The following is a 12579-nucleotide window of genomic DNA, read 5'->3' on the forward strand; positions in this document are numbered from 1 at the left end:
TCACTAGGGGTTACCTCGCCCGTTACGCCCGGCTCGTGAGCTCGGCGGCCGACGGGGCGATCATCAGGGAGTGATTCCCGGAATGAGGAGTGAGGACATGCTTACCGGCGGACAAATTCTTGTTGAGTGCCTGAAGAACGAGGGGGTCGACGTCATCTTCGGCTATCCGGGGGGCGCCGTACTGCCGATTTACGACGCCCTGTACGATTCGGACATTCTCCACGTCCTGACCAGGCACGAACAGGCCGCGGCCCACGCCGCCGACGGCTACGCGCGCGCCACCGGGCGTCCGGGGGTGTGCATGGCCACGTCCGGCCCGGGGGCGACCAACCTGGTGACCGGGATCGCCACGGCGGCCATGGACTCGGTGCCGATGGTGGCCATCACCGGCCAGGTTCCGACCACCCTGATCGGAAAGGACGCCTTCCAGGAGGCGGATATCACCGGCATCACCATGCCGATCACCAAGCACAACTACCTGGTCCGGGACGTGAACGACCTGCCTCGGATCGTCAAGGAGGCTTTCTACATCGCCACCACCGGACGGCCGGGTCCGGTCCTGATCGACATCCCCCGGGACGTCTCCGCGGGGAAGACCGAGTACCGGGATCCCGGGCCGATCGGGCTGCGCGGCTACATGCCCCGCCTGGCGGGGGAGCCGGCTAAAGTCGCCGCCGCTGCCAAGTTGATCGCCCAGGCCCGGCGCCCCTTGATCTACGCCGGGGGCGGCGTGATCAACTCGGGTGCGGCTGAATACCTCCGGAAGCTGGCCGAGACCATCATGGCGCCGGTGGCGGTCACCCTGATGGGCATCGGCTGTTTCCCAGGCGACCACCCGCTGTTCCTGGGCATGCTCGGCATGCACGGGGCGCGGTACACCAACTACGCGGTGAACGAATGCGACCTCCTGCTGGCCATCGGCGTGCGCTTTGACGACCGGGTCACCGGCAAGGTCGATAGCTTCGCGTCCCACGCCAAGGTGATCCACATCGACATCGACCCGGCCGAGTTCGGCAAGAACGTCCCGGTGGACATCTCCATCGCCGGCGACGTACGCACCGTGCTGGTCGACCTGATCAAGAACCTGACCTGCAACCCCGACCCGGCCTGGCAGGAGAAGATCGCCCGCTGGAAAAAGGAGTACCCGCTGGACTACAGCCGCGAGGGATTGCGGCCGCAGGCGGTGATCCGGGAACTTTCGGACATGCTGCAGGGCCGGCAGTACCGGGTGACCACCGAGGTGGGCCAGAACCAGATGTGGGCCGCCCAGCACTTCTGCATCACCCGGCCGCGGAGCTTCATCTCCTCGGGTGGGCTGGGCACCATGGGCTACGGCTTCCCGGCGGCCATCGGCGTGCAGGTGGCCTGCCCCGACGAACTGGTGTTCGACATCGCCGGCGACGGCAGCATCCAGATGAACATCCAGGAGCTGACCACCGCCGTGAACTACGAACTGCCCGTGAATGTGGCCATCCTGAACAACGGCTACCTGGGGATGGTCCGGCAGTGGCAGGAACTCTTCTACAACCGGCGCTATTCCCAGACCGAACTCACGAACCCCGATTTCGTGAAGGTTGCCGAAGCCTTCGGCGCCGAGGGCCTCCGGGTGGAGAAAAGCGCGGAGATCCGGCCGGCGCTGGAACAGGCCATCGCCTCCAGCAAGCCGGTGTTTCTGGACTTCATCGTCGAGCGCGAAGAGAACGTCATGCCGATTGTCCCGCCCGGGGAGGCTATCAGCCGGATGCTCGGCTAGCCTTGAAACCCGGGGAAGGATAAGGTGAGGGGGTAAAAGAGAATGCGCAGCACTTATTCGGTCCTGGTCGAAAACAATCCGGGGGTCCTGGCGCGGGTGGCTGGCCTTTTCAGCCGGCGGGGGTACAACATCGACAGCCTCTCGGTCAGCCGCACCGATGACCCTACCGTTTCCCGCATGACCATCGTCGTCGAGGGCGAGAAGGTCGTGCTGGAGCAGGTGACCAAGCAACTGCGCAAGCTGGTGGACGTCATCCGGGTGCGGGACATTACCGACGAACCCCACGTGGACCGGGAGCTGGTGCTGATCAAGGTGAACGCTGACTCCGGCACCCGCGGGGACATCATGCAGATCGTCGAGATCTTCCGGGGCCGCATCGTGGACGTGGGCGAGTACACCAGCATCGTCGAGGTGACCGGGGACGAGGGCAAGATCAACGCCATCGAGAACGCCTTGAAACCCTTCGGGATCATCGAACTGGTGCGCACCGGCAAGGTCGCCATGCAGCGGGGGACCCGGACCGTGCTGGTGGAAGACTAGGGCCGGGGAGACTCTACCGGGAGGCTCTGCCGGGAACCCTATCGGGAGACTGTGCTCGGAGATCTTACGAGAAACTCTACTGGGAACCCTATCGGGAGACCCTAGCGGGGGGAGACTCACCTTTTTGTTGCGGGAGGAAACAAGCTATGGACAACGGACACGAGGAACACTTGGAACATATGAAGGTCTACTACGACGAAGACGCCCGCCTGGAGCTTCTACAGGCTAAGACCGTGGCCGTGATCGGCTACGGCAGCCAGGGACACGCCCAGGCCCAGAACCTGCACGACAGCGGGGTGCCGGTGGTGGTGGGCCTGCGGCCGGGCAGCGCCAACTGGGCGCGGGCCGAGGGTGACGGTCTGCGGGTGCTGTCGGTGGCGGACGCCGCGCGCGCGGCCGACATCATCCAGATCCTGATCCCGGACGAACACCAAGCTGCGGTTTTCAAGGCCGACATCGCGCCGCACCTGACCGCGGGCAAGGGGCTCATGTTCTCGCACGGCTTCAACATCCACTTTGGGCAGATCACGCCCCCGGCCGATGTGGACGTGTTCATGGTGGCGCCCAAGAGCCCGGGCCGCATGGTCCGCCGGCTGTACCAGGAGGGCAAGGGCGTTCCGGGCCTGATCGCGGTCCACCAGGACCCGAGCGGGCAGGCGAAAGAGCTGGCCCTGGCTTACGCCAAGGGCATCGGCTGCACCCGGGCCGGCGTGTTCGAGACCACCTTCGCGGAGGAGACCGAGACCGACCTGTTCGGCGAGCAGTGCGTGCTCTGCGGCGGGGTGAGTGAACTCATCAAGGCCGGGTTTGAGACCCTGGTGGAGGCGGGGTATTCCCCGGAAATCGCCTACTTCGAGTGCCTGCACGAACTGAAGCTGATTGTCGACCTGATCAACGAGGGCGGCCTGACCAAGATGCGCAGCAACGTCAGCAACACCGCCGAGTTCGGAGACTACGTCAGCGGCCCGCGGATCATCAACGAGGAAGTGCGCGAAGAGATGCGCGCCGTGCTGGCCGACATCCAAAACGGGATCTTCGCCAAAGAGTGGATCCTGGAGAACCAGGCCGGGCAGCCGTCCTTCAAGGCGATGCGCCGCAACGAGCGCGAGCACCTGATCGAGGAAGTTGGCGCCAGACTGCGCAGAATGATGCCCTGGCTCCAGGACGAATAAACCAAGGATCAGGACCCCGACTGAAAAAGGGGGTCAGACCCCTTTTTCGGGGCCCCTTTTCCGGGGTCCAGATTCCGTGGAAACGAGGTTGGGGACCGGCTCCCCCGGGGACTGGCTTCTTTTTCCGGAACACCAGGCTTTCGTTTTCCGGTACAACTTACTCCCGGAAAAAGGTGCCTGTCCTCCTTTCCCGCTCTTTCCGGGCTCCGGTGCCCGCGGCGTTAGTTTTAGTTATAGTATGTTTTGGGGGTAAGAAGTATGAGCGAGCGCGTGTACATCTTTGACACCACCTTGAGGGACGGGGAGCAGTCCCCGGGGGTGAGCCTCAACATCCGCGAGAAACTCCAGATCGCCCACCAGTTGGTAAAGCTCAACGTCGACGTGATCGAGGCTGGGTTCCCGTTCGCCTCGCCCGGTGACTTCAAGGGCGTCCAGGCGGTGGCCCGCGAGGTGCGGGGCGTCAGCGTGGCCGGGCTGGCCCGGGCCAACGCCGCGGACATCGACCGGGCGTGGGAAGCCCTGTGCGAAGCCGAACAACCCCGGATCCACACCTTCATCGCCACCTCGGACATTCACCTGCAGCACAAGCTGCGGATGAGCCGGGAGGCGGTGCTGGAGACGGCGGTCGAGGCCGTGCGCCGCGCGAAGGGGTACACTTCCGATGTGGAGTTCTCGGCTGAGGACGCGTTCCGTTCAGACCCCGACTACCTTTGCCGGGTGCTGGCGGCTGTGATCGCCGCGGGGGCGACCACGGTCAACATTCCCGACACCGTGGGCTATGCCATGCCGGACGAGTTCGGCGCGTTCATCGCGTACATAATGGATCACACGCCCGGGATAGAGAACGTGGTCGTGAGTGTGCACTGCCACAACGACCTCGGCCTGGCCGTGGCCAACTCCCTGGCCGCCGTTCGCAACGGTGCCCGCCAGGTGGAGTGCACTGTGAACGGCATCGGCGAGCGGGCCGGAAACGCCGCCCTCGAGGAGGTGGTGATGGGCCTCTTCACCCGCCGGGAGAAGTACGGCCTCATTACCGGCATCCAGTGCGAAGAGATCTACCGGACCTCCAAGCTCGTGAGCACGCTCACCGGCATGCCGGTCCAGTTCAACAAGGCCATCGTTGGCAAGAACGCCTTCCTGCACGAGTCCGGCATCCACCAGGACGGCGTGCTTAAAGAGCGGGCCACCTACGAGATTATCTGCCCGACCATGGTCGGCATAACCCGGACCAACCTGGTGCTCGGCAAGCACTCCGGGCGCCACGCTTTTCGCCAGCGCCTGACCGAGTTGGGCTTTGAACTGCACGAGGAAGAACTGAACAGGGCCTTCGTCCGGTTCAAGGAGTTGGCCGACTCAAAGAAGCAGATCACCGACGAGGACCTGGAGGCGATCCTGGACGAGACCATCCGCCAGGTGCCGGCGACCTACGAACTCGACTACCTGCACGTGTTCAGCGGGACTACGGTCAAGCCGACGGCGGTGATCGGCCTTTTGATCGACGGCCAGTTCGTCCAGGAGGCGGCCTGCGGCAACGGTCCGGTGGACGCGACCTATAAGGCCATCGAGAAGGCCACCGGGCGTAAATACTCCCTGGTCAGCTACGTGATCGACGCTGTGACCGGCGGCACCGACGCCCTGGCGAACGTGACCCTGAAAATGCGCGACGATGACCACCGGGTGTACACCGGCCGCGGCGTTTCCGCCGACGTGCTCGAAGCCAGCGCCCGGGCCTACGTCAACATAATGAACAAAATAGTGTACGATGAGAGGACGCGCAAACACGAATAGCGATGAAAGTCAGGGAAAGTAAAAAGGGGCCTGGCCCCTTTTTGGAGGTTGTTGCTTTTGGGTATGACCATCACTGAAAAGATTCTGGCCCGCGCCGCCGGCCGCGACCGCGTGGCGCCCGGAGAACTGATCTCCGCCCGGGTGGACGCCGTCCTCGGCAACGACATCACCGCGCCGCTTGCCATCCGCGAATTCGAGAAGATCGGGGTCGAGCGGGTGTTCGACAAGGACCGGGTGTACCTGGTGCCCGACCACTTTACGCCCAACAAGGACATCAAGTCGGCCGAGCAGGCCAAGGAGATGCGGGAGTTCGCCCGCCGCCAGGGCCTGACCTACTACTTCGAGGTCGGGCGCATGGGCATCGAGCACTGCCTCCTGCCCGAACAGGGCCTGGTGGGCCCGGGCGACGTGATCATCGGGGCCGACTCGCACACCTGCACCTACGGCGCGCTGGGCGCCTTCGCCACCGGTGTCGGTTCCACCGATCTGGCCGCGGCCATGGCCCTGGGCGAGACCTGGTTCAAAGTGCCCGAGTCGGTCAAGTTCGTCTACGAGGGCGAGCTGCCCGAATGGGTGGGCGGCAAGGACCTGATCCTTTACACCATCGGCGACATCGGCGTGGAGGGCGCGCTCTACCAGGCCATGGAGTTCACCGGACCGGCCATCGCGAACCTTTCCATGGACGGGCGGTTCACCATGGCGAACATGGCCATCGAGGCCGGGGCGAAGAACGGGATCATCGCGCCGGACATCCGGACCCTGGAGTATGTGCAGGGCCGGACCATCCGCCCCTTCGAGCTGTTTGCCAGCGATCCGGACGCCGTCTACGCGCGGACGATCACCTACGATGTTTCGAAAATCGAACCCCAGGTGGCCTTCCCGCACTCGCCGGACAACACCCGGCCGGTGACCGAGGCCGGCCGCGTGGAAATTGACCAGGTGGTCATCGGCTCATGCACCAACGGCCGCATGGAAGACCTGCGGCTCGCGGCCAGGGTGCTGGAGCGCCGCCGGGTGCACGCAGGCGTGCGCCTGATCGTCATCCCCGGCACCCAGGAGATCTACCGCCAGGCGATGGAGGAGGGCCTCCTGGCTATATTCATACAGGCGGGCGCGGCGGTGAGCACCCCCACCTGCGGCCCGTGCCTGGGCGGCCACATGGGCGTGCTGGCCCGCGGCGAGCGGGCGGTGGCCACCACCAACCGTAACTTTGTGGGCCGCATGGGCCACCCCGAAAGCGAAGTGTACCTGACCAACCCGGCAGTGGCGGCCGCCTCGGCGGTTCTCGGCCGCATTGCCCATCCCGGAGAGGTGGTATAGAGATGCATCTGGAGGGCAGCGCCTGGAAATTCGGCGACAACATCGACACCGACGTCATCATCCCGGCCCGCTACCTGAACACCTCCGACCCGGCCGAGCTGGCCAAGCACTGCATGGAGGGCGCCGACCCGGCGTTTGCCGGCAAGGTGCAGCCCGGCGACATCATCATCGGCGGCAACAACTTCGGCTGCGGCAGCTCGCGCGAGCACGCGCCGCTGGCTATCAAGGGGGCCGGGGTGTCCTGCGTGATCGCCCGGACCTTCGCCCGCATTTTCTACCGGAACGCCTTCAACATCGGCCTGCCGATCCTGGAGTGCCCGGCGGCCGTCGAGGGCATCCGGACCGGCGACCGGGTGGCGGTGGACGCCGCCGCCGGCAAGATCAAAAACCTGTCCACCGGCGCCGAGTTCGAAGCCAAGCCGATCCCCCCGTTCATGCGAGAAATTATCGCCGCCGGGGGACTGATCGAGCACGTGAAGCGGAAAGTCGCCAAGTAGCATAAACTACCAGGAAGTAAGGAGCGTCACCGACGTGAGCGCAATCCAGATCTACGATACCACCCTCCGCGACGGCACCCAGGGCGAGGGCGTCGCCTTCTCGGTGGAAGACAAGATCAAAATCACCCGCCGGCTGGACCGGATGGGCTTTCACTACGTGGAAGGGGGCTGGCCGGGCTCGAACCCCAAGGACCTGGAGTTCTTCCGGCAGATTAGAAACGAGCGTTTCCGCCAGGCCAAGGTCGCGGCCTTCGGCAGCACCCGCAAGGCGGGCCGCCCGGCCGACCAGGACGCCAACCTCCTGGCTATCCTGGAGTCCGGCGTCTGCACGGCAACCATTTTCGGCAAGAGCTGGGACTTTCACGTCTACCGGGCGCTCGGCACCACCCTGGAGGAGAATCTGGCCATGGTCGCCGACTCGGTGGCTTTCCTGAAGAGCCGCGGGCTGGAGGTGCTCTTCGACGCGGAGCACTTCTTCGACGGCTACCGGGCGAACCCCCAGTACGCCATGGCCGTGCTGCGCGCCGCCCAGGACGCCGGGGCCGACATGGTGGTGCTCTGCGACACCAACGGGGGCACTCTGCCCACCGAACTCAAGGAAATCGTCACCTACGTCCGGGAGGCCCTGGAAGTGCCGCTCGGCATCCACGCCCACAACGACGGCGGCCTGGCGGCGGCCAACTCCATCCTGGCCGTGGAGGCGGGCTGCATCCAGGTGCAGGGGACCATCAACGGCTACGGCGAGCGTTGCGGCAACGTCGACCTCTGTACCGTGATCCCGAACCTGGTCTTCAAAAAGCGGCTCGCCTGTATCCCCGAGGAGAACCTCGTCTACCTAACCGACCTCTCCCGGTACGTGTCGGAGCTGGCCAACAAGAGCCCGGAGTCCCGCCAGCCCTTCGTGGGCACCAGCGCCTTCGCGCACAAGGGCGGGATCCACGTGAACGCCCTTCTGAAGGACCGCCAGACCTACGAGCACATCCCGCCCGAGAGCGTGGGCAACAAGCGGCGGGTCCTGGTTTCCGAGCTGTCCGGCCTGTCCAACCTGGTGTACAAGTATCGCGAGCTAAACCTGGGCCCGGAGCGGGACAGCGCCGAGTACCGCCGCATCCTGAACGAATTGAAAGACCTGGAGCACCAGGGGTTCCAGTTCGAGGGCGCCGAAGGTTCCTTCGAACTCCTCATGCGCAAGGCCTACAACGGCTACCAAAAGCCCTTCCGGCTGGAGACCATGCGCATCCTGACCGAACTCCGGGACGAAGGGCACGTGTACAGCGAGGCGATCATCAAGCTCCGCGTCAACGACGAGATCGTGCACACCGCCGCCGAGGGGAACGGCCCGGTGAACGCCCTCGACGCCGCCCTGCGCAAGGCTCTGGAGGAATTCTACCCGGTTATCAGGAACATGCGGCTCCACGACTACAAGGTGCGCGTCCTGAACGAGAAAGAAGGCACCGGCGCGGTGGTCCGGGTGCTGATCGAAACCGGCGACGGCCGGAAATCCTGGGGCACAGTGGGAGTTTCTTCCAACATCATCGAGGCCAGTTGGCAGGCCCTGGCAGACAGCTTCGCCTACGGGATCCTGAAGCTCAAAGAGAACGGTGCACCCGACGCCCAGGCGCCGTGAGGCGCCTTTTTTCCATTTTTAGGCTTTGCCCAAAGCCGGACTCTCGGGCGCGCGTGTCCGCATACCATGTACCGTGTCTTGAAAGAGCCGGGAATGTATGATAAACATAGAGTGAGCTGACACTTTATGGGGGCTTTTCATGCCGATGGGCGCGCTGTTTGGCACTGACGGGGTGCGCGGCCTTGCCAACGAGGAACTTTCGCCCGAACTGGCCTTCAAACTCGGCCGGGCGGGCGCCTTCGTGCTCCAGGAGGAGACCGGCGCGCGGGCGCTGGTTATCGGGCGGGACACCCGGCTCTCCGGGGATATGCTCGAGGCCGCCCTGGTCGCCGGCATCTGCTCGGTGGGCGTGGACGTCATCCGGGTGGGGGTGCTGCCCACCCCGGCCATCGCCTACCTGTCGCGGGCCCCGGAGGCCGGCGGTGGCGTGGTCATCTCGGCGTCGCACAACCCGTACGAGGACAACGGCATCAAGTTTTTCGGGGCCAACGGCTACAAGCTGCCGGACCGGTTGGAGGACCGCATCGAGCACCTGGTCCTGACCGCCGGCGGTGCCCTGCCCACCCCCTCCGGGATCGGCGTGGGCCGGGTACGGGAGATGCCCGACGCCATGGAGCGCTACGTCCGGTTCGCCTGCGGGACCGGGCCGTCTGACCTTGCGGGGCTGAAAATCGTGGTGGACTGCGCCAACGGCGCCGCCTACCAGGTGGCGCCCCAGGTGCTGGGCCGCCTCGGCGCGAGCGTCGTCCCGCTGTTTGATACCCCGGACGGCACCAACATCAACGCGGGCTGCGGCTCCACCCACCCGCACGTGCTGCAGCAGGCGGTGCCGGCTGAGGGGGCGGACCTGGGCCTCGCCTTCGATGGCGACGCCGACCGGCTGATCGCGGTCGACGAGCACGGCCGCCTGGTGGACGGCGACCACCTGCTGGTCATCTGCGGCCGGCACATGCGCCGGCACGGGCGCCTGGCGGGGAACACGATGGTGGTCACGGTGATGAGCAACCTCGGGTTGCACTTGGCCCTGCGCGAAGCCGGTATCCGGGTGCTGCAGACCAAGGTGGGCGACCGGTACGTCCTGGAGGAGATGCTCCGGTCGGGGTGCTGCCTGGGAGGGGAGCAGTCGGGCCACATCATCTTCACCGAGTACAACACCACCGGGGACGGGATCATCACCGCCCTGCAGCTCCTCAAGGTGATGCGGGAGACCGGCCGGCCCCTGTCGCAACTGGCCGCCCAGATGGAGCGGCTGCCCCAGCTCTTGGAGAACGTGCGCGTCCGGGACCGGAACGCGGTCATGTCGAGCCCGGCGCTGTGGGAGGCCATCGCCCGGTACGAGCACGGCTTAAACGGCGAGGGGCGCATCCTGGTCCGGCCCTCGGGCACCGAGCCCCTGGTGCGGGTTATGGCCGAGGCCCGGAACGAAACCCTCTTGACGAAGGTGGTGGAAGAGCTGGTCCGGGTCGTCACCGAGATCGACCGGCAGCAGGCGGGATAAACGCGGACCAACGAACCGATTGACGGACAACTGGTGGACAGACGGACAGCCGGCGGACAACAGGCGGGCAATTGAATAAAAACCAGCGCCAGAACCCCCGTGCCGCGTTTGCGGTGTGTGCAGTGCGGGGGTTGACGAGGGGGAGGTTCATCGAAGGATTCGGCGGATGCCTCCCGGCTTGGGGTCACGGCCGAGAACGGCGCCACAAAACCGCGGGGTGACCCGCGGGACAAAAGCGCCCGGTGACCTGAAAGGCAATAATCCCGAGAGCGACCGACCGCTTGCGGGGAAGGGACCGTTTGGAACCGTTCTCCGGCGGGCGGCACGACTTTTTGGACCGCGCTTTGTTGCCGGTCCTTTCTATTTTTTAGAACAACAGGAGGACTTCACCTATGTGCGGAATCGTGGGTTACACCGGTCACCAGCAGGCTGTGCCCGTACTGATCGACGGGCTCAGGCGCCTCGAGTACCGCGGTTACGACTCGGCGGGCATCGTCGTGCCCGAAAACGGGGGCCTGACCGTGCAAAAGCGGGCGGGCACCCTTGACGTGCTGGTGCAGGCCCTCTGCGACTGCCGTTTCACGGCCACGTCCGGAATCGGGCACACCCGCTGGGCCACGCACGGCGCGCCCACCGACGTCAACGCCCACCCCCACACCGACTGCAGCGGGCGGCTCGCCGTGGTGCACAACGGGATCATCGAGAACTACCATCGCCTGCGGAGCTGGCTCAAAGCCGAGGGGCACGTGTTCCGTTCGGACACCGACACCGAGGTACTGCCCCACCTGATCGAGCAGTTCTACCGGGGCAACCTGTACCAGGCCGTGCTGGAGGCCCTGGAGCGGGTGGAGGGGAGCTTCGCGCTCCTGGCGCTGACCGTCGACGAGCCCGAACGGCTGGTCACCGCCCGCCAGGACAGCCCGCTGGTCATCGGCGTGGGCGAGCGGGAGAACTTCATCGCCTCCGACATCCCGGCGCTCCTCGCCCATACGCGGGACACCTACCTTTTAAACGACGGCGAACTCGCCGAGGTCACCCCGGACGGGGTTCGGATCTCCGACTTCCACGGCCGGCCGCTGGCCAGGGAGATCTTCCAGGTCCACTGGGAGGCCGAACAGGCCGAAAAGGCCGGCTACGACCACTTCATGCTGAAAGAAATCCACGAGCAGCCGCGGGCGCTCCGCGACACCCTGCGCGGCCGGATCGACGACGACTGCCGCCGCGCCGTCCTCGACGAACTGAATCTGGAGCCCGGTTTCGTCAAAAACCTGAACAAGATCTTCGTGACCGCGTGCGGCACCGCTTTCCACGCCGGCGTGGTCGGAAAATACATCATCGAGAAACTGGTCCGCCTGCCGGTGGAGGTGGACATCGCCTCCGAGTTCCGCTACCGCGATCCGCTCATCGGCCCGGGCGACCTGGTGGTCGTGGTTAGCCAATCCGGCGAGACCGCCGACACCCGGGCGGCGCTGCGAGAGGCGAAAAGCCGCGGCGCCCGCGTCGTGGCGATCACCAACGTGGTCGGCAGCTCCATCGCCCGCGAGGCCGACAGCGTGCTTTACACCTGGGCCGGCCCCGAAATCGCCGTGGCCTCCACCAAGGCCTACGTCACCCAGCTCGCCGCCTTCTACCTGCTGGCCGTCTGGCTGGCCGGGGAGCGCGGCGCCCTGCCCGGCGAAGAGCGCGAGGACCTCCTGCGCGCCCTGCGCGAACTCCACCACGGCGTGGGCCAGATCCTGGCCGGCGCCGGCGAGATCGCGGCCCTGGCCCGGCGCTACCACCAGCGGCACTGCCTGTTCTTCATCGGCCGCGGCCTGGACTACGCGGTGGCGATGGAGGGAAGCCTCAAACTCAAGGAAATCTCGTACATCCACGCCGAGGCCTACGCCGCCGGCGAATTAAAACACGGCACCCTGGCCCTGATCACCGAGGGTGTCCCGGTGATCGCCCTGGCTACCCAGCCGGAACTGTTCGAGAAGACCCTGAGCAACATCAAGGAAGTGAAAGCCCGCGGCGCCGAGGTGGTCACCCTGACCTTCCAAGGCGACCACGACTCCGAGGAACTGGGTGACTTCCGCGTCTACCTGCCGCCCACCCACCCGTTCCTGGCGCCCATCCTGACGGTGGTCCCGCTCCAGCTCTTCGCCTACTACGCGGCCGTGTACCGGGGCTGCTCCGTCGACAAACCGCGCAACCTGGCCAAATCCGTGACGGTGGAGTAGGGTTGTAGGTTCACATCGGTGTGGTGGTGGTGGTGGCTAGTGCGTGCATGATGGTGGTACGGGTGGTTGTCCATTGAAAAAGAATAAAGAGCCATAGTCGAAAACATGAGGTTAAGGGGCTACTCGGAGTGGCCCCTTTTCATTACTGCTGTGGGAGTACAG

9 protein-coding genes are annotated in these 12579 nt (G+C 65.5%); all 9 read left to right on the top strand.

The features are described 5' to 3' along the window. Positions 1–82: 82 nt before the first annotated feature. The 9 genes from ilvB to glmS all read left to right on the top strand — a co-directional run bounded on the left by ilvB (position 83) and on the right by glmS (position 12417). On the top strand, positions 83–1753 hold the full coding sequence (ilvB, locus tag DAUD_RS01830) for a biosynthetic-type acetolactate synthase large subunit (protein ID WP_012301502.1): 1671 nt from the start codon (positions 83–85) through the stop codon (positions 1751–1753). A gap of 42 nt (positions 1754–1795) precedes the next feature. Beyond that, positions 1796–2293, top strand: coding sequence for an acetolactate synthase small subunit (gene ilvN / locus DAUD_RS01835; RefSeq protein WP_012301503.1), 498 nt, complete (start codon positions 1796–1798; stop codon positions 2291–2293). A 146-nt stretch (positions 2294–2439) separates the two neighbouring features. Then, complete coding sequence (gene ilvC, locus DAUD_RS01840) at positions 2440–3465, top strand: ketol-acid reductoisomerase (RefSeq protein ID WP_012301504.1); 1026 nt, start codon at positions 2440–2442, stop codon at positions 3463–3465. Between the two features lie 243 nt (positions 3466–3708). Next, on the top strand, positions 3709–5253 hold the full coding sequence (locus tag DAUD_RS01845; protein ID WP_456298432.1) for a 2-isopropylmalate synthase: 1545 nt from the start codon (positions 3709–3711) through the stop codon (positions 5251–5253). 57 nt (positions 5254–5310) lie between these two features. Continuing rightward, positions 5311–6573: a 3-isopropylmalate dehydratase large subunit gene (gene leuC / locus DAUD_RS01850; RefSeq protein ID WP_012301506.1), complete on the top strand. Its 1263-nt coding sequence runs from the start codon at positions 5311–5313 to the stop codon at positions 6571–6573. 8 nt (positions 6574–6581) lie between these two features. Further along, positions 6582–7070, top strand: a complete 489-nt coding sequence (locus tag DAUD_RS01855) for a 3-isopropylmalate dehydratase small subunit (RefSeq protein WP_456298440.1) — start codon at positions 6582–6584, stop codon at positions 7068–7070. Between the two features lie 34 nt (positions 7071–7104). After that, positions 7105–8697 carry a citramalate synthase gene (cimA, locus tag DAUD_RS01860; protein ID WP_012301508.1) on the top strand — a complete coding sequence of 531 codons (1593 nt, stop codon included), beginning with the start codon at positions 7105–7107 and terminating at the stop codon, positions 8695–8697. A 145-nt stretch (positions 8698–8842) separates the two neighbouring features. After that, positions 8843–10195, top strand: coding sequence for a phosphoglucosamine mutase (glmM, locus tag DAUD_RS01865; RefSeq protein ID WP_041571045.1), 1353 nt, complete (start codon positions 8843–8845; stop codon positions 10193–10195). A gap of 392 nt (positions 10196–10587) precedes the next feature. Further along, positions 10588–12417, top strand: a complete 1830-nt coding sequence (glmS, locus tag DAUD_RS01870; protein ID WP_012301510.1) for a glutamine--fructose-6-phosphate transaminase (isomerizing) — start codon at positions 10588–10590, stop codon at positions 12415–12417. The last annotated feature ends 162 nt before the right edge of the window (positions 12418–12579 follow it).

Origin of the sequence: Candidatus Desulforudis audaxviator MP104C, from assembly GCF_000018425.1 — a bacterium.
In the GTDB taxonomy this organism is placed as follows: domain Bacteria; phylum Bacillota; class Desulfotomaculia; order Desulfotomaculales; family Desulforudaceae; genus Desulforudis; species Desulforudis audaxviator.

Bases quoted from the DNA above. Each gene is read 5' to 3' on its own strand.
- ilvB (WP_012301502.1), top strand. From the start codon at position 83: ATGAGGAGTGAGGACATGCTTACCGGCGGACAAATTCTTGTTGAGTGC.
- ilvN (WP_012301503.1), top strand. From the start codon at position 1,796: ATGCGCAGCACTTATTCGGTCCTGGTCGAAAACAATCCGGGGGTCCTG.
- glmS (WP_012301510.1), top strand. From the start codon at position 10,588: ATGTGCGGAATCGTGGGTTACACCGGTCACCAGCAGGCTGTGCCCGTA.
- ilvC (WP_012301504.1), top strand. From the start codon at position 2,440: ATGGACAACGGACACGAGGAACACTTGGAACATATGAAGGTCTACTAC.
- glmM (WP_041571045.1), top strand. From the start codon at position 8,843: ATGGGCGCGCTGTTTGGCACTGACGGGGTGCGCGGCCTTGCCAACGAG.